This window comes from Microbacterium sulfonylureivorans, from assembly GCF_003999995.1.
Taxonomy (GTDB): domain Bacteria; phylum Actinomycetota; class Actinomycetes; order Actinomycetales; family Microbacteriaceae; genus Microbacterium; species Microbacterium sulfonylureivorans.
The window spans coordinates 411,918-435,905 of sequence record NZ_RJAD01000001.1 but is presented as its reverse complement, the minus strand read 5'-3'; the positions used below and the strand labels follow the sequence as shown (position 1 = coordinate 435,905).

The following is a 23,988-nucleotide window of genomic DNA, read 5'->3' as shown; positions in this document are numbered from 1 at the left end:
TTCGGGCCGCGGCATCCGCTCGTGCCTTCCCCGCGGTCAGAGCGACGCGGTTTCTCCGATGCCGAGGTCGGCGTCGTAGTCGACGTCCTTCGTCTCGGGAGCGAGGAGCAGCGCGATGAAGGTCAGCACGCCCATCGCCGAGAGGTAGACGCCGACGAGCCACGGGTTGCCGCCCGACCCCGCCCACAGGGCGACGGCGACGATCGGCGCGAGGGCGGCGCCGAGGATGGACGACAGGTTGTACGAGATCGCCGAGCCCGTGTAGCGCACGTTCGTGGGGAAGAGCTCCGGCAGAACCGCGCCCATCGGCCCGAACGTCGAGCCCATGAGGACGAAGCCGAAGATCAGGAACGCCTGCGTGAGTGCGCCGGTGAACTTCGGATCGGCGTGGGGCAGCAGGAACAGATTGAACGTCAGGCCGAAGACGATGATGAGACCGGTGACCCACAGCAGCAGCTTGCGGCGCCCGATGGCATCGGCGATCGGGCCCGACAGCAGCGTGAAGATGCCGAAGAACACCACGCCGATGATCTGCATGATGACGAAGTCGGTGTAGCCGAAGCCGAGGCCCGGGTAGAACTGCGCTGCGAACGCGGCCGCGTCGAAGGGCTGCCCCGCGGCTTCGGCGGCCGCCTGCGCCGCGGCTGAGGCGGTCTCGAGGCTCGCGGCCTTCGTGCCGTACGAGAGCGTGAAGTTCGTCATCAGGTAGAACAGCACGTAGGTGGCGAGCATGATGAACGTGCCCAGGATCAGGTGCCACCAGTGCTTGCGCACGACGGTGCCGAGCGGGAACTTGCGGATCGCGCCCTTCTGCTCCGCCTTGACGAACGTCTCGGACTCGACGAGGCGCAGGCGCACCCAGAGCCCGATGATCACCATGACCGCCGAGAAGAGGAACGGCACGCGCCATCCCCAGGCGAGGAAGTCGGCCGAGCGCTGTCCGGCGCCGTCGGGGTGGGGGAGCAGGAAGTTGATCGCGAGGAACACTGTGTTCGCGATGATGAAGCCGAGCGGGGCGCCGAGCTGGGGGAACGTGCCGTACCAGGCGCGCTTGCCGGCCGGAGCGTTCTCCGTCGCGACGAGAGCGGCGCCCGACCACTCGCCGCCGAGCGCGAAGCCCTGCGCGAGGCGAAGGAATAGCAGGAGCAGGGCGGCCCACCACCCGATGTCGTCGTACGTCGGGAGGCAGCCGATGAGGAAGGTCGCAATGCCCATCGTCAGGAGCGACGCGACGAGGGTCGCCTTGCGGCCGAAGCGGTCGCCGAAGTGCCCGAAGACGATGGCGCCGAGGGGGCGCGCGATCATCGCCGCGCCGAAGACGCCGAACGACGCCAGCAGTGCCGTGGTGTCGTTTCCGGTGGGGAAGAAGAGGATCGGGAAGACGAGCACCGCGGCGGTCGCGTAGACGTAGAAGTCGTAGAACTCGATCGTGGTGCCCACCAGGCTCGCGGTGATGACGCGCGAGCGGGGATTGGCGGGGACGGTCGTCGGGGAAGGGGCGGATGCAGTGGGGGAAGACATTCAGTACCTGTAAAACGCGTGGCGGAGCATCCTTGTGGGACGTGCGGTGGGCGGTCGCTGACGCGGGGTGACGCGTCAGGCGGCACTGCGCTGGGTCACCGGGCACACGGGTTCGTTCACCCGGGCACGAGGATCGAGTCTACTCCCGGGCGTGCACGCGGGGCCCGGCCGACGCACGACGAGCGGATGCCGCGACCCGGGCCGCGGCATCCGCTCGTCGTTCTGCGTGGGGCCGTCAGCGCCAGAGCACGGCGATCGCCGCGTTCGCGAGCGTGAGGACGCCGATCGACCAGAAGATCGCCGGCGGCACCGAGCCGGACTTGCGCTGGCGGCCGGCGCCGATGCCGAGCAGTGCGCCGATCGCGATCAGGATGACGAGCTTGGTGCCGATCTTGACGTAGTTCAGCTCGTAGTCGATGCCCCAGGGGGCGGCGAGGATGAGGCCGGCGACAGCGGCGATCGCGAGGCCCCAGTTCATGAGGCGGGTGACGCCGCGGTGGCCGTTGACGGCCTCGACGACCCATGCGCCGAACAGGATCGCGAACCCGACGAGGTGGAAGAGCAGGACGAGATGACGCAGGAACTCCATGGACGTCACGGTAGGCCTGTTCTCGCCGCTCCGCCAGGAAGGCGGCCCTCACCGGGGCGATGCGCTCCGGCGATTCAGCCGGCGCGCAGGTCGCGCACCACGAGCGCGGTGCGGATCGCGGCATCCGCGGCCTCGTGGCCCTTGTCCTCGATCGACCCCGGGAGTCCCGCGCGCGCGATGCCCTGGGCTTCGTCGTCGAGCGTCAGCACGCCGAACCCGACGGGCTTGCCCGTATCGAGCGCGACACGCGTCAGGCCGTCGGTGGCCGCGGCGGAGACGAACTCGAAGTGCGGCGTTCCGCCCCGGATGATGACGCCGAGCGCCACGACCGCGTCGGCGCCGGACTCCAGCGCCGCCTTCGCGGCGACCGGCAGCTCGAACGATCCCGGCACGCGGACGAGTCGCCGGCTCGCACCGGCGGCGTCGAGGGCGCGCTCGGCGCCGGCGATGAGACCGTCCGTGATGACCTCGTGCCACGTGCCCGCGATCACGACGACGTCGAGTCCGGTCGCGTCGACCGGTCCGGTGACCTGAGGTGCGCCCTTGCCGCTCAACGCTCTGCTCCTTCGGACATCTGCGCGAGGGCGTCGGCGAGGTCGTCCTCGGCGATCAGGTGGCCCATGCGGTCGCGCTTGGTGGCGAGATACTGGTGATTGTTGGGTCCGACGCCGACCAGCAGCGGAACCTGCTCGACGATGTCGAGCCCGAACTCGCGCAGCTGGTTCACCTTGTCGGAGTTGTTCGTCAGCAGGCGCACCTTGCAGACGCCCAGATCGGCGAGGATGCCCGCTGCCGCGGCGTAGTCGCGGGCGTCGGCGGGCAGGCCGAGGGCGAGGTTGGCGTCGACGGTGTCGAGTCCCCGCTCCTGCAGCGAGTAGGCGCGGAGCTTGTTGATGAGGCCGATGCCGCGGCCCTCGTGGCCGCGCATGTACACCACGACGCCGCCGTCCTGCTCGATCGCCTCGAGCGCGGCATCCAACTGGGGTCCGCACTCGCACTTGAGCGAGTGGAAGGCCTCGCCCGTCAGGCACTCCGAGTGGACGCGGACGAGCGGCGCGTCGCCGAGCTCTCCCGAGACCACGGCGAGGTGGTCGGTGCCGGTGACGCGATCCTTGTAGGCGAGGAACCGGAACTCGCCGTGCGACGTCGGCACGTGCGCCTCGGCGCGCAGGCTCACCCGCCGCCGGTGCTGGCCGTGGGCCTGCTCCTGGGCGTCGATCGGCTCGGTCTCGTTCAGATAGCCGATGAGCTGCTCGATCGTGATGACGGGGATGCCGTCGCGCTCGCCGAGCTCCTGGAGCCCCGGCAGCCGCATCATCGAGCCGTCCTCGGCGACGACCTCTGCGATCGCCCCGACCGGGTGCACGCCCGCGAGCCGCATGAGCTCGACGGCTGCCTCGGTGTGGCCGCCGCGCTCGCGCACGCCGCCCTCGACGGCCCGGAGCGGGAGGACGTGGCCCGGGCGGATGACGCTCGTCGGAACCGAGTCCGGGTCGGCGAGCACGTTGAGCGTGTGCGCCCGGTCAGTGGCGCTGATACCCGTCGACACGCGGTCGGCGGCGTCGACGCTGACCGTGTACGCGGTCGAGCGGGCATCCTGGTTCACCTCGACCATCGGCGGGAGGTCGAGGCGGTCGGCCCACTCGGCCGGCATCGGGGCGCAGATGAAGCCGCTCGACCAGCGGACCGTCCACGCGATCCACTCGGGGGTCGCGAGCTGGGCGGACAGCACGACGTCGCCCTCGTTCTCGCGGTTCTCATCGTCGGCGACGATGACGGGCTTGCCGGCGCGAATCGCGTCCAGAGCCTCGGGGATCGTGGAAAGGCTCATGCTGAGCCTCCTTCCGTCGGTGCGGCTGCGGCCGCGAGGAGTTCGGGGGCGGCAGCGGGGCTGAACGCCAGAAGGCGCTGCACGTGGCGCGCCAGGATGTCGGTCTCGAGGTTGACGCGATCGCCGGGCACGCGGCGGCCGAGGGTCGTGGCCTCCAGGGTCTCGGGGATGAGCGACACCTCGAACCAGTGGATGCCGTCCGCCGGGGCGGCGGGGCTCGCGTCGCTCACAGTCAGCGAGACGCCGTCGACCGCGATCGAGCCCTTGTCGACGACGAGGGGGGCGAGGTGTGCGGGGAGGGCGATGCGCAGCACGCGCCACTGGGCACCGGGACGCACCTCGAGCACCTCGCCGGTGCCGTCGATGTGGCCCTGGACGATATGCCCGCCGAGGCGTCCGTGCGCGACGGTCGCCCGTTCGAGGTTGACGGGCCGTCCGGCGCCGACGCCCTGGAGCGTCGACATGTCGAGCGTCTGGCGCATGACATCGGCGGTGAACCAGTCGTCGCCCTGGTCGACGACGGTGAGGCACACGCCGCTGACCGAGATCGAGTCGCCGTGCGCGGCATCCGACACCGCCTTCGGCGCATGGACGGTCAGGCGCACGCCGTCGCCCGACGGCTCGACGGCGGTGACGTCGCCGATCTCCTCGACGATTCCGGTGAACATCAGCTGTCTCCTTCGGGGACGGGCGTGGCGACGATCAGCAGGTCGTCGCCGAGCTTCTCGACCGACTCCACGGACAGGCGCAGGGCTTCGTCGATGGTCGTGACGCCGACGTCGCGCAGGGCGAGTTTGTCGCCGCCGAGCAGCGCCGGTGCGACGTAGACGAGGTATTCGTCGGCCAGGGACTCGCGCACGAACGAGGCGGCGACGGCGGGTCCGCCCTCGACGAGCACCCGGTGGACACCGCGTTGGCGGAGGTCGGCGAGGGCGGGGGCGAGGTCGCCGGGGTACTGCAGGAAGGGATGGGGATGCCGGCGCACGGCCGCGCTGTCGGGCACCGCGCGCTCGCCGAGGACGACGGGCACGGGCTGGTTCGCATGGAGCGAGCCGTCGCCGGCGCGCGCGGTGAGGGCGGGGTCGTCGGCGAGCAGGGTGCCGGTTCCGACGACGATCGCGTCCGCCTGGGCGCGGCGGCGGTGGACGTCGGCGCGCGCGACAGGCCCGGTGATCCACTGGCTGGTGCCGTCGGATGCCGCGGCCCGGCCGTCGAGGCTCTGGGCCCACTTGACGGTGACGTGGGGGCGGCCGAGACGCTGCACGGTCAGCCACGAGTCGAGGAGGTCGTGGGACTCGTCGGCGAGGAGGCCCTGCTCGACGTCGACGCCGGCGGCGCGGAGCCGCTGCCCTCCGCCCGAAGACACGTCGTTTGGGTCGGCGATCGCGTAGACGACGCGGCTCACGCCGGCGTCGATCAGGGCCACGGCGCACGGGCCGGTGCGGCCGTGATGGTTGCAGGGCTCGAGGGTGACGATCGCGGTCGCTCCCCGGGCATCGCCCGGCTCGAGGCGCGAGAGCGCGTCGACCTCGGCGTGGGGTGTGCCGGCGCCGCGGTGCCAGCCCTCGGCGAGGACGTCGCCCGAGGGGGAGAGGATCACGGCCCCGACCTGCGGGTTCACGCCGCGCGGGCCGCGGCGCGCGAGGTCGAGCGCCCGACGCATCGCGTCGTGCTCAGCCAGTGTCGCCGTCATCCGTGTCCTCCGTGTCCACCTCGCGGTGTTCCGGGGCACGGGAATCGGGCGGCGCGCATGACGCCGCCCGTGCTGCCTCCCATCCGGACTAGCGACCGAGCTCTTATCCAGACCTCTGTCGCATCACCGTCGGTTCCGGATTTCCACCGGATCAGCCGGGGCGGCATCTGTTCGGATGCTGGTGCCTTGGCTCGCGGACTGTCACCGCCGGTTCGGATTCACACCGACCCCGGAGCACGTTGATGCTCTCGATTGTAGTCAACGCGGCATCCGTGCATTCATTCCATGTCTCTGCATGAAACAGGAGGTGCGCTCACTCGGCCAGAGCGCGCGCCACCGCCTCGTCGACGACGAGGTCGGTCGCGAGGCCCGCGGCGAGGGCGCCCCGCAGGCTGGCGACCTTCGAGACACCTGACACGACGCACAGTCGTCGCGCGACGGCGCGCAGCACGTCGAGGTGCGGGCCCGTCGCACGCTCGTTCAGGGGGATGCCGTCGCTCGAGCCGTCGGCGCGGAAGAACACGGTCGCGACGTCTCCGACGACTCCTTCGGATTCGAGCGCCGCCAGCTCCTGCGCCTCGAGGTACCCGCCGGAGTAGACGTGACTGGGCACCGTGGATCCGGCCGAGCCGGTGCTGAAGACGACGAGGTCCATGGCCGACTGCATGGCGAGGATGCGGCGTGTGCTGCGCTCGCGCCACATCGCGCTCTTCGTCCGCGGGTCGTCGAAGAACGCGGGCACCGGGAACTGCTGCGCGCTGCCCCCGTACGCGGCCGCGAAGCGGCTCAGGATCTCGCTCGCATAGAGGAGGCCGGTGGTGTGCGTGTTGCCCGAGCCGTTGAGCTGCACGAATCTCGTGCCGTGCACCGCCTTCGGCACGAGGCGTCGGCTCATCGCTGCCGTCGTCGACCCCCAGGCGACGCCGATCGTCATGTCCTCCGCGACGAGGTCGCCGAGGAGGTGGGCCGCCGCGACGGCCACGCGCTCGAGGCGCTCGACCTCGTTCGCGTCGTCGGGGACGGGAACGACGTGCGCGGCGACGCCGAAGCGCTCGGTGAGGCGCTCCTCGAGGAGCTGGGGCGCGGCGAAAGGGGAGCGGATGCGGATGTCGACGATGCCGGTCGCCCGCGCGTGCGTGAGCAGCCGTGACACCGTGGAGCGCGACGTGCCGAGTTCGCGCGCGATCGCCTCCATCGTGCGGTCCTGCACGTAGTAGAGATGCGCGGCCGTCAAGGCGCGCTGCACTCCGCGTTCGTCGACAGGCTCGTCCATCCCGACATCTTTGCACATATGTGCATTCGCTCTGCAAGAACGTCCACAAGTGCCATCATGGACTCACGAACGACCACGAGCACGACAGGGGATCGCGATGACCGGGGCCATGGAACGAGGGTTCGACGCACTCGAGGGGCGGCCGTACGCGGACGTCCTCGTCGTGGGCGGAGGCATCAACGGACTCGCGACGTTCCGCGACCTGGCCATGCAGGGCGTCGATGTCGCCCTCGTCGAGCGCGACGACTTCATCAGCGGCGCCTCGGCCGCCTCGTCGCACATGATCCACGGCGGGATCCGCTACCTCGAGAACGGCGAGTTCCGACTCGTGGCCGAAGCAGTGACCGAGCGCAACGCGCTGCTGCGCATCGCGCCCCACTACGTGCGCCCGCTGCAGACGACGATCCCGATCTTCTCCACGTTCTCCGGCGTGCTGAGCGCGCCCCTCAAGTTCCTCCGCCACGGCGGCGGCACGCACACCGAGCGCGGCGCGGCTCTCATCAAGATCGGGCTCGTCATCTACGACTCGTTCTCGCGCAGCGGCGGGCGGGTGCCGCGCCACGCGTTCCGCGGCCGCAAGCGCTCGCTGCAGGAGCTCCCCGAACTGAACCCGGGCATCAAGTACACCGCGACCTACTGGGATGCCTCCCTCCACGACCCCGAGCGTCTGGCGATCGACGTGCTGCGCGACGGACGCAAGGCCGGCGGCGACAAGGCGCGAGCGGCGAACTACACCGCCGCGGTCGGCGTCGAGGAGGGTCGCGTCGTGCTGCGCGACATGGTCTCGGGTCGCGACGTGGCGTTCGCGGCATCCGTGGTCATCAACGCGTCGGGCCCGTGGACCGACCTCACCAACCTGGCGCTCGGCGACCCCACCCGCTACATGGGCGGAACCAAGGGATCCCACATCGTGCTCGATCACCCCGACCTGCTTGCCGCTACGGGCGGGCGCGAGCTGTTCTTCGAGAACGCCGACGGCCGGATCGTCCTCATCTACCCGCTGAAGGGCCGTGTGCTCGTGGGCACGACCGACCTCGAGCACGACATGGGAGACGCGGTCGTCTGCACCGAGGCCGAGGTGGACTACTTCATCGATCTCATCAGCCAGGTGCTGCCGAAGATCCCCGTCGACCGGTCGCAGATCGTCTACCGCTTCGCGGGGGTGCGTCCGCTGCCCGGCCACGGCGACGTCGCGCCCGGATTCGTCTCGCGCGACTACCGCGTCGAGGCTGCTCCGCTCGTGGGCGGGGATGCCACCGTCCTGAGCCTCGTCGGGGGCAAGTGGACGACGTTCCGCGCCTCAGCCGAGCACCTGGCGGACCGCGCCCTCGACCTGCTCGCACGTCCGCGTCGACGGTCTACGAAGGGACTCGCGATCGGCGGCGGGAGCGGCTTCCCGACCACCGAGCGCACCCGGCAGCAGTGGATCTCCACGCATGCCGACGGACTGCCCGCCGATCGCGTCGCGACGCTCCTCGACCGCTACGGAACGGTCGCGACCGATGTCATCGCGGCGATCGCCGACGATGCCGAAGACGAGATGCTCGTGCACGTGCCCGGCTACTCCACCGCCGAGCTCCGGCTCCTTACGCAGAGCGAGGACGTCGTCCATCTCGACGACCTGCTGATGCGCCGAACGAGCATCGCCTTCATCGGCGGGGCCACCGAGCAGGCGGCGGCCGAGATCGCCGCTGCGGTCGCCCCGGTGCTCGGATGGGACGCCTCCCGCATCGCCGCGGAGACCGCGCGCGGGCTGACCGCGGTGCATGCCGCAGACCCGTCGTGGGCAGGCGCATCAGCGGCCAAGCGATAACCTGACCGGAGCCCGGCGCGAGCGCGCCGGGCGACGCACGCGGGCGCAGAGGCCCGTGAAGGAAGGAGCCGGCGTTGGCCGATCACGTTCTGGCGATCGATCAGGGCACGACCTCGACTCGGGCCATCGTCTTCGACACCGCGGGCGCCGTCGTATCGGTCGCCCAGCGCGAGCACGAGCAGATCTTCCCGCGCGCGGGCTGGGTCGAGCACGACCCGGTGGAGATCTGGACCAGCACCGAGTGGGTCATCGCCTCGTGCCTGTCGCGGGCGGGGGTGGCGGCATCCGATGTCGCGGCCGTCGGCGTGACCAACCAGCGCGAGACGGCGATCGTGTGGGACCGCCGTACCGGACGCCCGGTGTACAACGCCCTGGTGTGGCAGGACACCCGCACCCAGCCGCGCATCGACGCCCTCGCCGGCGACGAGGGCACGTGCCGGTTCGCCGAGGCCACCGGCCTGCCGCTCGCGACGTACTTCTCCGCCTCGAAGATCGCCTGGATCCTCGACGAGGTGCCCGGTGCCCGCGCCGCGGCGGAGGCGGGCCACCTCGTCTTCGGCACGCCCGACACGTGGGTGATCTGGAACCTGACCGGCGGCGCGCGCGGCGGCATCCACGTCACCGACGTGACGAATGCGTCGCGCACCCTCCTGATGGACCTGCGGACGCTCGACTGGTCCGACGAGCTGCTCGCCGTGTGGGGCATTCCGCGCGCGATGATGCCCGAGATCCGCTCGTCCTCCGAGGTCGTCGGCACATCGCAGCTGCCGGACGTGCTGCACGGCACGCCGATCGCCGGGATCCTCGGCGACCAGCAGGCCGCGACGTTCGGCCAGGCCGCGTTCGACGCGGGCGAGTCGAAGAACACCTACGGCACCGGCAACTTCCTGCTGGTGAACACCGGCACCGAGATCGTGCGGTCGGACAGCGGTCTCATCACGACCGTCGCCTACCGCTGCGGCGACGAGCCCGCCCGCTACGCGCTCGAGGGCTCGATCGCGGTCACCGGATCGCTCGTCCAGTGGCTGCGCGACAACCTCGGCATCATCCAGCGCTCCGAAGACGTCGAAAGCCTGGCGGCGACCGTTGACGACAACGGCGGCGCCTACTTCGTGCCCGCCTTCTCGGGCCTGTACGCCCCGTACTGGCGGCCGGACGCGCGCGGCGCCCTCGTCGGGATGACCCGCTACGTCAACAAGGCGCACATCGCCCGGGCTGCGCTCGAGTCGACGGCGTTCCAGACCCGCGACGTCATCGAGGCCGTCGTCGCCGACACCGGCCGCGCACTCGACGAGATCCGGGTCGACGGCGGGATGACGCGCAACGACATCCTCATGCAGTTCCAGGCCGACATCCTCGGCATCCCCGTCGTGCGTCCGAAGGTCGTCGAGACGACGGCGCTCGGCGCCGCCTACGCCGCAGGTCTCGCCACGGGCGTGTGGACGAGCCGCGACTCGCTGCGCGCCCACTGGCAGGAGGACGTGCGCTTCGAGCCGCGGATGCCGGAGGACGAGCGCGAGCGCCGATACCGCCTGTGGAAGAAGGCCGTCACGAAGTCGCTCGACTGGGTCGACGACGACGCCCGCACACTCATGGGCACGACCGGTCACTGAGGGCTACTTGAGCAGTCGCGACAGCCGCCGGTCGGCGAGGATCTTGCCGCCCGTCTGACACGTCGGGCAGTACTCGAGCGAGTTGTCGGCGAAGAAGACGCTCCGCACCTCGTCGCCGCAGACCGGGCAAGTCTCACCGCGGCGGCCGTGCACCTTCATGCCGCGACGCTTGGCGTCCTTGAGCTCCGCCGGTGGCTTGCCGGATGCCTCGGCCACCGCCTCGGCGAGCGTGTCGGTCATCGCCGCGAAGAGCCGGTCGACGTCGGCGTCGTCGAGGCTGGAGGCGAGGGCGTACGGCGACGTCTTCGCCGCGTGGAGGATCTCGTCGGAGTACGCGTTGCCGACGCCTGCGATCGTCGCCTGATCGCGCAGCACGCCTTTGATCTGGGTGCGCCGGCCGGCGAGGAGCCCGGCGAGGGTGTCGCGCGTGAACGACGGATCGAGGGGGTCGGGCCCGAGCCGGGCGATGCCGGGCACGTCGACGGGGTCGCGCACGACGTAGACCGCGAGGGACTTCTTCGTGCCCGCCTCGGTGAGATCGAAGCCGGAGCCGTCGGACAGTGCGACGCGGAGGGCGATCGGCGTCTTGCCGGGGCGGATGATCGTGGCGGGGAGCTGCTCGTAGAAGCGCAGCCAGCCGGCTTTGGCCAGGTGGAAGACGAGGTGGGGCGAGGCATCCGTCCCTGTCGTCGCGATGTCGACGAATTTGCCGTGCCGGGCGACGGCGTCGATGCGGGCGCCCTTCAGCGCATCCACGGGAGGATCGTAGGTCTTCAGGGCGGCGATGTTCGCGACGGAGACGCGCGTGACCTCGAGCCCCGTCACACGTCCGCGGAGGAACTCGACGAGGCCCTGCACCTCGGGCATCTCGGGCATGGGGTCATCCTGCCACGAGGTCGGGACGCGAGGTCAGTCCTCGAGCACCGGCCAGGGCTGCGGCATCCGATCGTCCGTCCTCAGGAGGGCCGCGATCCAGCCGTCGTCGCGGTGCTTCGCGTTGACGAGCGACTGGCGCAGCAGGCCCTCGTAACGGAAGCCGAGCGTGCGGGCGACCTTCGCGGACGCGACGTTTCCCACGACCGCCCGCCATTCGATGCGGGTGAGGTCGAGGCCGTCGGTGGCGAAGCTCCAGCCGATCACGGCGTTCGCGGCCTCGACGAGCCGACCGCCGCCGCGCGCGGACGGCGCCATCCAGAACCCGATCTCGCCGTTGCCCATGTCGTCGAGGCGGTACATGCCGATCGTGCCGACGAGCGCACCCTGCTCGTGGATGCCCCACGTCAGGTTCTTGCCCGCCTCCCAGTCCTGCGGGACCTGGGCGACGAACTTCTCCGCATGGCTGCGCTCGTACGGGTGGGGGACCGGCGTGAAGCGCTGGATGCCGGCGTCCTGGCACGCCTCGAAGATCGCGTCGACGTCGGCCTCGACGGGCAGGGACAGTTCGAGCCGCTCCGTGTGCAGGGTCACCGGTTCCATCGGCTCAGGCTATCGGTCGCCGTGCGGTGGGGCGCGGCGGGCGAGGTGTGGTGTTCGGCGGCGGGCGCGGCGTGCGGGCGAGGTGTGGGGTGCGGCGGGCGTGCGTGCGGTGTGCGTCGACGGGATCGGCGGCCCTGGTCGGGGAGCGGGTTCGCGGACCGGGGGTGTGCGTGCGCCAACTCCGCCTGGTTCGGCGGGCGGGGCCGGAATCACGGTCGGCGGCGACCCGGCGCGTGAGTGTGGGCGGAGTTGTGACACGGGACGCCGCCCTCGGTTCCTCCCCATTCACGCAGCGCCATGCGGTGTGAACACCTTCTCGCCGGGCGGCGGATGCTGTCGGCGTGGAGGGTCAGAGTCGCAGGATGCTGCAGGACCGCGAAGTCGCGACGCGCGGCGAGTTGATGTCGAAGGGGATGACGCGACGTGGACTCGCCCGCGCGCTCGAGTCGGGTGATCTGATCCGCGTGCGACGCGACCGTTACGTCGCGCCCACCGCGCCGGCCGACATCGTTCAGGCGGTCCGCGTCGGAGGTCGCCTCGCCTGTCTCTCGCTCCTGAAGATGCTGGGTGTGTTCGTCTTCGGCTGCGACCGCGTTCATCTCCATGTGCTCCGCGGCGCGAGCCGACTGAGGTCGCCGACGGATCGCTCCGAACGCCTTCCGAACCGGAGGGATCGGACCGTGCGGCTGCATTGGCTGCCGCTGATCCGCCCTGCGGCGGTCACGAGCTCCTGTGTGGGGGTCATCGACGCGCTCGCGCAGGCCGTTCTGTGCCAGCTTCCCCGTCACGCCGTCGCGACCCTCGACAGTGCTCTCAACAAGGGACTGATCGTGCGCGGCCAGCTCGGGGAGGTATTCGCGGCGCTGCCCGCTCGGTTCGGGGCCCTGATCCCGCTCGTGGACGGACGAGCCGAATCCGGACCGGAAACGCTGGTGCGGCTGATGCTGCTCGCTCTCGGCTGCTCGGTGGAGCTCCAGGTGGCGGTCGACGGCGTCGGCCGCGTCGACATGATTGTGAACGGGTGGCTCGTCGTCGAGTGCGACAGCCGAGCGTTCCACTCGGGTTGGAGGGAGCAGCTGAGAGACCGGCGACGCGACGCCGCGCTCGCCGCGCTCGGCTACCCCACCCTCCGTCTGACGGCCGAGGACATCATGTACGAGCCCGAGTCGGTGCTCGCAGCGTTGAAAGGCCTCGTGACATCCCGGCAGGGTGTCGCAACTCCGCCTGTCTGAGGGGGCCGGCCGAGGATGGCCGGGCAGGCTGTTGCGGGCGGCCGGTGGCCGCCGCCGTCAGGCGGAATTGTGGCACGCGGACGGGAACAGCAGGCGGGCTCGGATGGCCGCCGCCGGCCGATGGCCGCCACCGTCAGGCGGAGTTGTAGCACGCAGCCGGCACAGCAGGGGAGGCTCCGAGGGTCGCCGTCGGGCGGACTTGCGGCACGCGGGCCGGCCCCTTCAGGCGCGTCGGAGGAGACCGACCCTGTCGTAGACGTCGCCGAGGGTGCGCTCGGCGACCTCGTCGGCCTTGGCCGCGTTCGCCGCCAGCACTCGGTCGAGCTCGGCGGGGTCGTCGAGCAGCTCGAGGGCGCGCTGGCGCACCGGGCCGAACTCCTCGACGACGACCTCGGCGAGGCCCTTCTTGAAGTCGCCGTAGCCGCGGCCCGCGTACTCGTCCTCGATCGCCGGGATCTGGCGTCCGGAGAGGGCTGCGTAGATCACGAGGAGGTTCGAGACGCCGGGCTTCTCGTCGCGGTCGAAGCGCACCGAGCCCTCACTGTCGGTGACGGCGCGCATGACCTTCTTCGCGTTCTTCGACGGCTCGTCCAGAAGCCACAGCACGCCGGCGTCGGACTCGGCCGACTTCGACATCTTCGCGGTCGGGTTCTGCAGGTCGTAAATGCGCGCCGTGTCTTTCTGGATCACCGGCATCGGCACCGTGAAAGTCTGGCCGTATCGGCTGTTGAAGCGCTCGGCCAGATCCCGCGTGAGCTCGACGTGCTGCTTCTGGTCGTCGCCGACGGGCACGATGTCGGTCTGGTAGAGCAGGATGTCGGCCGCCATGAGCACCGGGTAGGTGAACAGCCCGACCGACGCGACGTCGGCGCCGTAGCGCTGCGTCTTGTCCTTGAACTGCGTCATGCGCCCGGCCTCGCCGAAGCCCGTGATCGTCGACAGGATCCACGCCAGCTCGGCGTGGGCCCGGACGTGCGACTGCACGTACAGCGTGGACTTCGACGGCTCGATGCCGGCCGCGATGTACTGGGCGGCCGTGCGGCGCGTCTTCTCGCGCAGCTCGGCCGGATCGTTCGGCTGAGTGAGGGCATGGAGGTCGACGACCGAGAAGAACGCGTCGTACGACTCCTGCAGGTCGCGCCACTGCATGAGGGCCCCGATGTAGTTGCCGATCTGCAGAGAGTCGGCCGAAGGCTGCATGCCGGAGTACAGGCGGGGTTTGCTCATCCGACAATCCTAGGGGTGACGGATGCCTCGACCACCGGGGATGCGGCGGCCACGACCCCTCAGTCTCCGACGGTGTAGTCGGCGACGACGGGAGAGTGGTCGCTCCACCGGGTGTCCCACGACGGCGCCCGGACGACCTGGTAGTTCGTGGCGCGCGCCGCGAGCCCGGGCGTCGCGAGGTGGTAGTCGATCCGCCAGCCGCTGTCGTTGTCGAACGCACGCCCGCGCATCGACCACCAGGTGTAGGGGCCGTCCACGTCGCCGTGGGCGACCCGCCCGACGTCGACCCAGCCCAGGCCGGTGCCCGTCGACCCGTCGACTCCGGCGACCTGCTCGCCCGCGGCCCCGAGGAAGCGGTCGAAGTAGGCGCGCTCACGAGGGAGGAAGCCGGCCTTCTTGACGTTGCCCTTCCAGTTGCGGATGTCGAGCTCGCGGTGGCCGACGTTGAGGTCGCCCATGATCAGCGCGAGCGGAGACGACTGCTCGAGCTGCGGCATCCGCTGCTCCATCGCGTCGAGGAAGGCCCACTTCGCGTCCTGCCGGGGCGTCTCGGCCTCGCCGGTGTGGACGTAGGCGCTCACGACGGTCAGCTTCTCGCCGTCGATGTCGAAGTCGGCTTCGATCCAGCGCCCCGCGGAGTCGAGCGGCTCGGGGCCGAGCACGCGGCGCACGTCGACTGCGGGCATCCGCGTGGCGATCGCGACCCCGGCGCGGCCCTTCGCGAGCGCCTCGTCGTTGACGAGCTCCCAGCCGGGCAGAACCGCGCCGAGCTCGTCGAGCGTCGCGCGCACCTCCTGCAGGGCGAGCACGTCGACGTCGGCGACATCGAGCCAGTCGATCATGCCCTTGCGCGTCGCAGCGCGGATCCCGTTGACGTTGACAGAGGCGATGCGGACTCGGCGTGGCACGCCCGCCAGCCTAACCGCGAGCGCCGACACCGGCCGCGCCGAGACCGGGTGTCAGGTGAGGTCGCGGTCCTTCCCCCCGACGGCGGTCTTCGCCGTGCGCTTGGACGGCGTCCGAGGGACCTTCGGGTTGGGGGCGAGCGGCGACAGCGGCGCGGGCGGCGGGGGAGGAGCGGATGCCTCCACCTGCCCGAGCTCCTCCTCGGCGTCGCGCAGCGCACGTTCGGCGACCCAGGCCCGGTACCACGGCGCCTGGTCGCGCGCGTCCTTCGCCGTGCGGACGCGCACCTGGGCGGCGAGGAGCAGCGCGGCGTGCTCGGCGGCGATCCGCTCGGCCTCCGTCTGGGGCAGCAGGACGACGTCGCGGTCCTTCGCGGCGACCGCGATCCACGCGGCGGCGACCAGCATGACGATGCCCATCAGGCGGAACCACAGCAGCATGCCGATGAACACCGCGAACGTCGCGAGCAGAGGGTTGGAGGGCGTGTAGCTGAGCAGCAGGCCCGCGCCCAGCTGCAGAACCGAGATCCCGAGCCCGCCGAGCATGGCGCCGGGCAGGATCCGGCGCCAGGGGAGCTTCGTGCCGGTGAGGAAGCGGAAGAGGGCGGTGAGGGCAGCTGAGGTGATGATGAAGCCGACGAAGATCGACCCGACTTTCACGCTGATCTCGGTGAGCGTCCCGGCGTTCGACCATCCGAGCAGCGAGAAGAGCCAGGTGAGGGTGAGACTTCCGATCGAGCTGAGCGCGAAGCCGACGATGAGGGCGGCGCCGAAGATGAGCGCGGCGACGAAGTCGCGCGCCTTGAGCAGGAAATAGCTGCGTCTGTCGGGCGGGATGGCGAAGAGCACCCGGACCGCGCGCCGTGAGTAGGTCACCCAGTCGATCGCCGTCCAGATGAGGGTCGCGAGCGCGATGATGCCCGTCCAGCCCAGCACGCCCGCGTTCTGGGTCGCGATGGCCTTCACCTGCTCGGTCGTCGCGAGACCCCCGCCGGTGTCGGAGATCAGGCCGGGGATGTAGCTGTTGATGAGGTTGATGAGCCCGTCGACGGCCTGCTCGCTCCCACCGAGCCACAGCCCCGTGATCGCGAAGGCGACGTAGATCGCGGCGAAGCACGCGAACAGGGCGACGTAGCTCACGCCGGCCGCCAGAAGGAAGCCGTTCTCGATGAGGAAGTGCCTCCACACCCGCACCGGGAACCACTCCATCGTCGCCCGTGTGATCCGAGTCGCCCTGCTGAGCGGTGCGTCGAATCGATGCCGGAGGCTCGCCTCCGTCTCCTCCCACCGCTCGCGAAGCGTCTCCTCCTCGCGCTGCGCGGCATCCGCCGCCGCACGGGCGTCGGGCGGGGGAGAGTGCGTCACGCTGTCAGATTAGCGACTGCGACCCGTGTCGGGAGGGAGCACGGCTCCGGCGCCGGCTCGTGCGACCGAGGGGGTCGAGCGGAACCGCGGGACGGCGAACAGGATCGCCGCCAGCGCGACCGCAGGGATGAGGAATGCCGGCCCGAGCCCGGGCCCGTCCGCCAGCAGCCCGATCACGACCGCGCCGAGGATGGCCCCGGCGTAGTTGAAGAGGTTCACGCGTGCGATGACCTGGTCGTTGTGCTCGGGCGCGAGCTCGCCGGCGGCGCCGAAGGTGACCGGGATGAGGACGCCGGCGCTCACACCCGCCAGCGCGAACCCGATGATCGCGGCCGACGGGAACGGCAGAAGGGCGACGACGAGGCATCCGACCGCCGACACGCTCGCCGCGATCGCCACGAGCCGGCGGCGCCCGACGGCCGGGATCAGGCGGTCCGTGACAAGGCGGGTCAGCAGCACCACGGCCTGATAGGCGGCGTATCCGAGGGGAGCGACCCAGGCGAGGGTGTCCAGATCGACCTGAAGGTACTGCGTGCTCCACGTGCTGACGGCCGAGTCGGCGACGAACACGGCGAGGATCACGAGCCCGAAGACCCAGATTCCTGCGCGCGGGAGCTGCGCGCGCTCGGCCGGCGGGAGCGCCTCGTCGATCGGCACCTCACGGGCGAAGAAGCGGATGCCGATCACGGCCACGCCCAGGGCGATCACCGCTGCGCACGCCAGCGCGACGCCGACCGCTGCGGCAGAGAGCGCCACGCCCGAGACGAGGAGCGCGCCGCCGATGGCTGCAGCCGTGGCTGCGGCGAAGAAGCCGCCCAGCAGGTGCCGGCCGTAGGCGCGCTGCACCGCGACGCCCTGCATGGCGGCGGCGGCGTCGACACAGCCGAGCCCGATGCCGAAGATCGCGAACGCGGCGGCGAACAGCGCGAACGGCGTCGGGATCGCGATGAGGGGGAGGGCGACGGCCTGGATGATCAGACCGAGCGCGAGCGCGGTGCGGCTGCCCCACCGGACAGCCACGACGTTGGCGACCACCGACCCGACGGCCGCCGCCACGGCGACGCCGAGGATCAGCATCGAGATCACGAAGCTGTCGTCGATGCCCTGGCGAAGCTGCAGCGCGGGCAGAGAGGTCACGATCACGGCGTAACCGAGACCCTGCGCGACGTACGCGGCCGTCACCGCGCCGCGGGCGCGGCGGAGGGCGGGATCGATCTGAGCGGCGGGCGCGTCGTTGCGCTGGGGCTCCGTCACCTGCGGGCCGCTACGCGCGTCCGCGGAGAACCGCTTGCTTGACCTCGGCGATGGCCTTGGTGACCTCGATGCCGCGGGGGCATGCCTCGGTGCAGTTGAAGGTCGTGCGGCAGCGCCACACGCCCTCCTTGTCGTTGAGGATGTCGAGGCGCACGTCGCCGGCGTCGTCGCGCGAGTCGAAGATGAAGCGGTGCGCGTTGACGATCGCCGCCGGGCCGAAGTACTGGCCGTCGGTCCAGAACACCGGGCACGACGAGGTGCACGCGGCGCACAGGATGCACTTGGTGGTGTCGTCGAACACCTCGCGGTCGACGATCGACTGGATGCGCTCCTTGCCGGCCTCGGGCTTGGAGTTCGCGATGAGGAAGGGCTGCACCTCGCGGTAGGAGGCGAAGAACGGCTCCATGTCGACGATGAGGTCCTTCTCGAGCGGCAGGCCCTTGATCGCCTCGACGTAGATCGGCTGCGAGATGTCGAGGTCCTTGATGAGCGTCTTGCACGCCAGACGGTTGCGCCCGTTGATGCGCATCGCGTCGGAGCCGCAGATGCCGTGGGCGCACGAACGGCGGAAGGTCAGCGAGCCGTCGACCTCCCACTTGATCTTGTGCAGCGCGTCGAGCACGCGGTCGGTGGAGTACAGCTCCACGTCGTAATCGACCCAGCGCGGCTCCTCATCGACCTCGGGGTCGAAGCGGCGGATGATGAAGGTGACCAGGAACGACTGGATGCCGGTGTCCGCCGGGGTCTCGACCTCGGTGGTCGCCTCGGCAGGCGCGTCCACTGCGACGAGCGTCGCCATCAGTACTTCCTCTCCAACGGGGGGTAGCGCAACTCGCCGGCCTCGTTCTTCGTGAAGACGACGGGCTTCCAGTCGAGCCGGATGTGATCCTCGGAGTGCGAAGAGCCGGCATCGCCCGACAGGTACGCCATCGTGTGCTGCATGTACTTCTCGTCGTCGCGCTGGGGGAAGTCGTCGCGCATGTGACCCCCGCGGCTCTCCTTGCGGTTGCGCGCCGTCACCACGACGACCTCGGCGATGTCGAGGAGGAAGCCGAGCTCGACGGCCTCGAGCAGATCGGTGTTGTACCGCTTGCCTTTGTCGTCGACGTGGATGTTCTTGAAGCGCTCGCGGAGCTCCTCGATGACGTCGAGGACCTCGACGAGCGACTCGTCGGTGCGGAACACCTGCGCCTTGCGGTCCATCTCGTCCTGCAGTCGCTTGCGCAGGACCGCGATGCGCTCGGTGCCCTGGTTGCTGCGCAGGCCCTCGATGAGGCCGCGCACCTCGCCGGCCGGGTCTTCGGGCAGCGGCACGAAGTCGGCCGTCTGCACGTACTCGACGGCGTTCTTGCCGGCGCGCTTGCCGAAGACGTTGATGTCGAGGAGCGAGTTCGTGCCGAGGCGGTTGGAGCCGTGCACCGACACGCACGCACACTCGCCGGCGGCGTAGAGCCCGGGGACGACGGTCGTGTTGTCGCTGAGGACCTGGGCGTCGTTGTTGGTCGGGATGCCGCCCATCGCGTAGTGCGCGGTCGGCATCACGGGCACCGGCTCGACCACGGGATCGACGCCGAGGTAGGTGCGGGCGAACTCGGTGATGTCGGGGAGCTTCGTCTCGAGCACCTCGGCGCCGAGGTGCGTGCAGTCCAGCAGCACGTAGTCGCGGTGGGGACCGGCGCCGCGGCCCTCGGCGACCTCCTGGACCATGCACCGACTGACGATGTCGCGGGGCGCGAGGTCCTTGATGGTCGGCGCGTAGCGCTCCATGAACCGCTCGCCCGAGGCGTTGCGCAGGATCGCGCCCTCGCCGCGGGCGCCCTCGGTGAGCAGGATGCCGAGTCCGGCGAGGCCGGTCGGATGGAACTGGAAGAACTCCATGTCCTCCAGCGGCAGGCCCTTGCGCCAGACGATGCCGACGCCGTCGCCCGTGAGGGTGTGGGCGTTGGACGTCGTCTTGAAGATCTTTCCGAACCCGCCGGTCGCGAAGATGACGGCCTTCGAATGGAAGACGTGGAGATCGCCCGTGGCGAGCTCGTAGGCGACGACGCCCGCGACCTCGGTCTTGCCCGCGGCATCCTTCACCGTGATCAGGTCGAGCACGTAGAACTCGTTGAAGAAGTTGATGCCCAGCTTGACGCAGTTCTGGAACAGCGTCTGGAGGATCATGTGGCCCGTGCGGTCGGCGGCGTAGCACGCACGGCGCACCGGCGTCTTGCCGTGGTCGGCCGTGTGGCCGCCGAAGCGACGCTGGTCGATCTTGCCCTCGGGCGTGCGGTTGAACGGCAGTCCCATGTTCTCGAGGTCGATGACCGCGTCGATCGCCTCTTTCGCGAGGATCTCCGCCGCGTCCTGGTCGACGAGGTAGTCGCCGCCCTTGACGGTGTCGAAGGTGTGCCACTCCCACGAGTCCTCTTCGACATTCGCGAGGGCCGCGGCCATGCCGCCCTGGGCTGCGCCCGTGTGCGAGCGCGTCGGGTAGAGCTTCGAGATGACCGCGGTCTTCGCGCCCGGCCCCGCCTCGATGGCCGCGCGCATCCCGGCACCGCCGGCTCCGACGATGACGATATCGAACTGGTGGTAGTGGACGCCGTCCTTGACGTAGCTGTCGATGCTCTGCGTGGTCACTCTCAGTGCTTTCGGTGTGGGGAGGTCTCGGTCGTCGCCCCGGCTAGGACGAGCAGGTCTCCAGCAGCCATTCGGCGCTGGTCTCGCTCAGGCCCAGGCACGGGTCGAAGGTGAACACGACGAGCGTGCCCAGGAGGATGAGGAAGCCGGCCGAGAGCCACAGCGCCCACACCAGCACGCGACGCGTGCGCTCGTGGGTGACGTAGTCGTTCACGATGGTGCGCATGCCGTTCGCGCCGTGGATCAGTGCGAGCCACAGCATGATGACGTCCCACCACTGCCAGAACGGCGTCGCGAACTTGCCGGCGACGAAGGCGAAGTCGATGCCGTGGATGCCCTCGCCGAGCATGAGGTTCACGAAGAGGTGCCCGAAGATCAGGATCACGAGGAACACGCCCGAGACGCGCATGTAGATCCAGCCCCACTTCTCGAGGTTGGGACCCTTGCGACGGACGGCGACGCGCGGAGCGCGGGGATCGGCGATGGCGGTCATCAGTGCCCCCCTCCGATCTCGGAGAAGACATTGATGAGGTGACGCGGCGTGAAGGCCAGCATGGTCACGACCCAGAGTCCGAGCACGCCCCACCAGAGCTGGCGCTGCATCCGCGTGGCCCACGTCCACATGTCGACCGCGATGATGCGCAGGCCGTTGAACGCGTGGTACGCGATGGCCCCGACGAGCGCGACCTCGCCGATGCCCATGATCGGGTTCTTGTACGTGCCGATCACGGCGTCGTACGCCTCGGGCGACACGCGGATCAGAGCCGTGTCGAGCACGTGGACCAGCAGGAAGAAGAAGATCGCGATGCCGGTGATGCGGTGCAGCACCCACGACCACATTCCCTCGTTCCCGCGGTACAGAGTGCCGCGGGGGACTCGGGACGTGGTTTCGGATACCGACGGTGTGACGCGTGCTGGTGCAGACACGGCCGTCCTCCCTGGATCGAACATGGCGGGGCGGAAACGATGCCCCTGAGGTGGCCCGGCACACAGGACTCGAGCCATCGGCGTCACGCGGGCGCTGGATCCATCCTATTCCCGCTTCTCGCGTGCGGGCGACGAAGGCGTGCCTTAGTCCCCTCCTTCCGGAGGGGTTCTTCGCAGGCGCCGAGAACGAGGGTTCTTTCGGATCTCATCCGGGCGGCGACGGGGGACGCGGATACCCTGGGCACATGCCTGAACCGATCGATGACTTCTACGCCGTGATCCCCGCCGGCGGCGTCGGCAGCCGGCTGTGGCCGCTGTCGAGGGCGGACGCTCCCAAGTTCCTCCACGACCTCACCGGCTCGGGCCAGACTCTCCTGCGCGACACGTGGGACCGACTGGAGCCGCTCGCCGGCCACGACCGCATCTCGGTGGTCACGGGGCGCGCGCACCGCGCCGCCGTCGAGAAGGAGCTGCCGGGCATCCCCGACAAGAACGTGTTCCTCGAATCCGAGCCCCGCGACTCGGCCGCCGCGATCGGTCTCGCCGCGGCCATCCTCGTCAAGCGCGAGCCGAACGTCATCATCGGGTCGTTCGCCGCCGACCACGTCATCCGCGTGCCGCACCTGTTCGACTGGGCCGTGAGGCAGGCGGTCGCGACGGCGCGCGAGGGCTACATCTGCACCATCGGGATCCAGCCGTCCGAGGCGGCGGTCGGCTTCGGCTACATCCGCACCGGCTCCGGGCTCGTGATCGACGGGGCCCCGGAGGCGGCGCTCGTGGACAGCTTCGTCGAGAAGCCCGACCTCGAGACGGCGAAGGAGTACTTCGCCGACCGGTCGTACCTCTGGAACGCGGGCATGTTCATCAGCCGCGCCGACGTCCTGCTCGGTGAGATCGCCGAGAACGAGCCGCACCTCTACGCGGGACTGATGGACCTCGCCGAGGCATGGGACGACCGTGAGCTCCGTGGCCCGGTCGTCGACCGGGTGTGGCCCACGCTGAAGAAGATCGCCATCGACTACGCCGTCGCCGAGCCCGCGGCCGCCCGCGGCCGCCTCGCGGTCATCCCCGGCCACTTCGACTGGGACGACGTGGGCGACTTCGCCAGCCTCGCCAAGCTCAACTCGCACGGCCGCAAGAACGACCTCGCGATCCTCGGCGAGAACGCGCGCATCCTGTCCGACGCGGCAAGCGGGATCGTGGTCAGCCAGACCTCGCGCGTGATCAGTCTGATCGGCGTGCGCGACATCATCGTGGTCGATACCGAGGACGCCCTCCTCGTGACCACGAGCGAGCACGCGCAGCGGGTCAAGGGGGTCGTCGACGCCCTCAAGCTCAACGGGCGCGGCGACGTCCTCTGATTCCGCGGCCGTGACGCCGGTGTATCGACACATTGCGTCTTTGTAACCATTCGGCCCCGGGACCCTGCCATGACTGCAAGCACGGCGTCACAGTGGGTAACTTTGTGCAGTCCCCGTGAAGGACGCGGGGCGGTACTAGTGGAGGCTGAGTTGACCATCTCACGCACCAAGAAGCTCGTCGGTGTCACTGCCGCAGCGGGCCTTCTCATCGCCCTGGCGGGCTGTGGAACCGCCCCGGAGGCGTCCCCGAGCGCTTCCGAGTCGGAGGGCCCTGTCGCCGTCGAGGGCTTCACGCCCTGCCTCGTCTCCGATGACGGCGGCTTCAACGACAAGTCGTTCAACCAGTCGGCCCTCGAGGGCATGGAGCGCGCCGCCGAAGAACTCGGCGTCGAGCCCATCGAAGTCGAGTCCGCCTCGGCGAACGACTACGCGCCGAACCTCGAGAACCTGATCGCCGAAGGCTGCACGTTCATCGTGTCCGTCGGCTTCAAGCTCTCGGCCGACACCATCGCCTCGGCGACGGCCAACCCCGACGTGAGCTACGCGATCATCGACGATTGGGCCGACGCGGACGCGGACGGCACCACCGACGCCGACAACATCAAGCCCCTCATGTTCGACACGGTCCAGGCCGCGTACCTCGGCGGCTACGCCGCGGCGGCATGGTCGGCCGAGCAGGGCGTCAACAAGGTCGGCACCTTCGGCGGCATCCCGATCCCGCCGGTCACGATCTTCATGGACGGCTTCATCGACGGCGTCGCGAAGTACAACGAGGACAAGGGCGGCAGCGTCGAGACCTTCGGGTGGGACGTCGAGGCCCAGGACGGCTCGTTCACCGGTGGCTTCGCCGCCAACGACACGGCCAAGCAGACCGCGCAGAGCATCCTCGACCAGGGTGTCGACGTGATCCTGCCCGTCGGCGGACCGATCTACCAGAGCGCGGGCGAGGCCATCGCCGACGCCGGCTCCGACACCGTCATGATCGGCGTCGACTCCGACCTGGCCGTCACCGACCCGTCGGTCGCCGACATCGTGCTCTTCTCGATCATGAAGCGCATCGACATGGCGGTCTACGAGGCCACGATGCAGGCCGCCACCGGTGAGTTCGACACCACGCCGTACGTCGGCACGCTCGAGAACGAGGGCGTCGGCCTGTCCGGCTTCGGCGTCTTCGAGTCGGAGCTGCCGGAGGGCCTGGAGGACGAGCTCGCAGCGCTGCAGGAGCAGATCATCTCGGGCGAGCTCGAGGTGACCTCGCCCAGCTCGCCGTAGTCGAGCAGACT

Annotated in this window: 22 protein-coding genes and 1 riboswitch; of the genes, 5 read left to right on the top strand and 17 right to left on the bottom strand. The window is 70.1% G+C overall.

The features are described from left to right. Window positions 1-36: 36 nt before the first annotated feature. The 7 genes from EER34_RS01985 to EER34_RS01955 form a co-directional block, all read right to left on the bottom strand. Window positions 37-1,521: an MFS transporter gene (locus EER34_RS01985; protein ID WP_127472903.1), complete on the bottom strand. Its 1,485-nt coding sequence runs from the start codon at window positions 1,519-1,521 to the stop codon at window positions 37-39. A gap of 235 nt (window positions 1,522-1,756) precedes the next feature. Next, a complete protein-coding gene (locus EER34_RS01980) occupies window positions 1,757-2,110 on the bottom strand; it encodes a Fe-S protein (RefSeq protein ID WP_127472902.1) in 354 nt (117 codons plus the stop codon). 74 nt (window positions 2,111-2,184) lie between these two features. Next, the gene (gene ribH / locus EER34_RS01975; protein ID WP_127472901.1) at window positions 2,185-2,664 is read right to left on the bottom strand and encodes a 6,7-dimethyl-8-ribityllumazine synthase; all 480 of its coding nucleotides are present in this window, start codon (window positions 2,662-2,664) and stop codon (window positions 2,185-2,187) included. Continuing rightward, complete coding sequence (gene ribA, locus EER34_RS01970; protein ID WP_127472900.1) at window positions 2,661-3,941, bottom strand: GTP cyclohydrolase II; 1,281 nt, start codon at window positions 3,939-3,941, stop codon at window positions 2,661-2,663. The genes ribH and ribA overlap by 4 nt, the downstream gene beginning before the upstream one ends. Continuing rightward, entirely contained in the window at window positions 3,938-4,609 is a 672-nt protein-coding gene (locus EER34_RS01965; protein WP_127472899.1) for a riboflavin synthase, read from the bottom strand. The genes ribA and EER34_RS01965 overlap by 4 nt, the downstream gene beginning before the upstream one ends. Next, window positions 4,609-5,634 carry a bifunctional diaminohydroxyphosphoribosylaminopyrimidine deaminase/5-amino-6-(5-phosphoribosylamino)uracil reductase RibD gene (gene ribD, locus EER34_RS01960; protein WP_127472898.1) on the bottom strand — a complete coding sequence of 342 codons (1,026 nt, stop codon included), beginning with the start codon at window positions 5,632-5,634 and terminating at the stop codon, window positions 4,609-4,611. The genes EER34_RS01965 and ribD overlap by 1 nt, the downstream gene beginning before the upstream one ends. Before the next feature lie 67 nt (window positions 5,635-5,701). Then, a riboswitch (FMN riboswitch) is annotated at window positions 5,702-5,874 on the bottom strand. A gap of 73 nt (window positions 5,875-5,947) precedes the next feature. After that, entirely contained in the window at window positions 5,948-6,907 is a 960-nt protein-coding gene (locus tag EER34_RS01955; RefSeq protein ID WP_127472897.1) for a sugar-binding transcriptional regulator, read from the bottom strand. Window positions 6,908-7,004: 97 nt separating this feature from the next. Here EER34_RS01955 and EER34_RS01950 point away from each other — a divergent pair, with 97 nt between their 5' ends. Together EER34_RS01950 and glpK are read left to right on the top strand one after the other, a co-directional pair. Then, entirely contained in the window at window positions 7,005-8,720 is a 1,716-nt protein-coding gene (locus EER34_RS01950; RefSeq protein ID WP_127472896.1) for a glycerol-3-phosphate dehydrogenase/oxidase, read from the top strand. Between the two features lie 74 nt (window positions 8,721-8,794). Then, entirely contained in the window at window positions 8,795-10,333 is a 1,539-nt protein-coding gene (gene glpK, locus EER34_RS01945) for a glycerol kinase GlpK (RefSeq protein WP_127472895.1), read from the top strand. A 3-nt stretch (window positions 10,334-10,336) separates the two neighbouring features. Here glpK and EER34_RS01940 read toward each other — a convergent pair whose 3' ends face one another. Together EER34_RS01940 and EER34_RS01935 are read right to left on the bottom strand one after the other, a co-directional pair. Continuing rightward, the gene (locus EER34_RS01940; RefSeq protein ID WP_127472894.1) at window positions 10,337-11,209 is read right to left on the bottom strand and encodes an Fpg/Nei family DNA glycosylase; all 873 of its coding nucleotides are present in this window, start codon (window positions 11,207-11,209) and stop codon (window positions 10,337-10,339) included. A 33-nt stretch (window positions 11,210-11,242) separates the two neighbouring features. Beyond that, a complete protein-coding gene (locus EER34_RS01935; protein ID WP_127472893.1) occupies window positions 11,243-11,809 on the bottom strand; it encodes a GNAT family N-acetyltransferase in 567 nt (188 codons plus the stop codon). A gap of 362 nt (window positions 11,810-12,171) precedes the next feature. Here EER34_RS01935 and EER34_RS01930 point away from each other — a divergent pair, with 362 nt between their 5' ends. Beyond that, window positions 12,172-13,041, top strand: a complete 870-nt coding sequence (locus EER34_RS01930) for a type IV toxin-antitoxin system AbiEi family antitoxin domain-containing protein (protein WP_240642072.1) — start codon at window positions 12,172-12,174, stop codon at window positions 13,039-13,041. Between the two features lie 222 nt (window positions 13,042-13,263). On the opposite strand, the gene trpS is transcribed toward EER34_RS01930, so the two are convergent. The 8 genes from trpS to sdhC are packed head-to-tail and all read right to left on the bottom strand — an operon-like array spanning window position 13,264 to window position 21,344. Next, window positions 13,264-14,268: a tryptophan--tRNA ligase gene (trpS, locus tag EER34_RS01925; protein ID WP_127472892.1), complete on the bottom strand. Its 1,005-nt coding sequence runs from the start codon at window positions 14,266-14,268 to the stop codon at window positions 13,264-13,266. A 59-nt stretch (window positions 14,269-14,327) separates the two neighbouring features. Further along, entirely contained in the window at window positions 14,328-15,176 is an 849-nt protein-coding gene (locus EER34_RS01920; RefSeq protein WP_127472891.1) for an exodeoxyribonuclease III, read from the bottom strand. Window positions 15,177-15,227: 51 nt separating this feature from the next. Then, a complete protein-coding gene (locus tag EER34_RS01915) occupies window positions 15,228-16,538 on the bottom strand; it encodes a YihY/virulence factor BrkB family protein (RefSeq protein ID WP_127472890.1) in 1,311 nt (436 codons plus the stop codon). A gap of 9 nt (window positions 16,539-16,547) precedes the next feature. Beyond that, window positions 16,548-17,792: an MFS transporter gene (locus EER34_RS01910; protein WP_127472889.1), complete on the bottom strand. Its 1,245-nt coding sequence runs from the start codon at window positions 17,790-17,792 to the stop codon at window positions 16,548-16,550. Between the two features lie 10 nt (window positions 17,793-17,802). Further along, window positions 17,803-18,591 carry a succinate dehydrogenase iron-sulfur subunit gene (locus EER34_RS01905; protein WP_205791319.1) on the bottom strand — a complete coding sequence of 263 codons (789 nt, stop codon included), beginning with the start codon at window positions 18,589-18,591 and terminating at the stop codon, window positions 17,803-17,805. After that, window positions 18,591-20,417, bottom strand: a complete 1,827-nt coding sequence (gene sdhA / locus EER34_RS01900) for a succinate dehydrogenase flavoprotein subunit (RefSeq protein ID WP_127472888.1) — start codon at window positions 20,415-20,417, stop codon at window positions 18,591-18,593. Before sdhA ends, EER34_RS01905 begins: the two co-directional genes overlap by 1 nt. Window positions 20,418-20,460: 43 nt before the next feature. After that, the gene (locus EER34_RS01895) at window positions 20,461-20,910 is read right to left on the bottom strand and encodes a succinate dehydrogenase hydrophobic membrane anchor subunit (protein ID WP_127472887.1); all 450 of its coding nucleotides are present in this window, start codon (window positions 20,908-20,910) and stop codon (window positions 20,461-20,463) included. After that, window positions 20,910-21,344: a succinate dehydrogenase, cytochrome b556 subunit gene (gene sdhC, locus EER34_RS01890; protein ID WP_127472886.1), complete on the bottom strand. Its 435-nt coding sequence runs from the start codon at window positions 21,342-21,344 to the stop codon at window positions 20,910-20,912. The genes EER34_RS01895 and sdhC overlap by 1 nt, the downstream gene beginning before the upstream one ends. Before the next feature lie 245 nt (window positions 21,345-21,589). Here sdhC and EER34_RS01885 point away from each other — a divergent pair, with 245 nt between their 5' ends. Further along, on the top strand, window positions 21,590-22,705 hold the full coding sequence (locus tag EER34_RS01885) for a mannose-1-phosphate guanylyltransferase (protein ID WP_127472885.1): 1,116 nt from the start codon (window positions 21,590-21,592) through the stop codon (window positions 22,703-22,705). Window positions 22,706-22,855: 150 nt separating this feature from the next. Further along, a complete protein-coding gene (locus EER34_RS01880) occupies window positions 22,856-23,977 on the top strand; it encodes a BMP family lipoprotein (RefSeq protein ID WP_127472884.1) in 1,122 nt (373 codons plus the stop codon). Window positions 23,978-23,988: the final 11 nt, after the last annotated feature.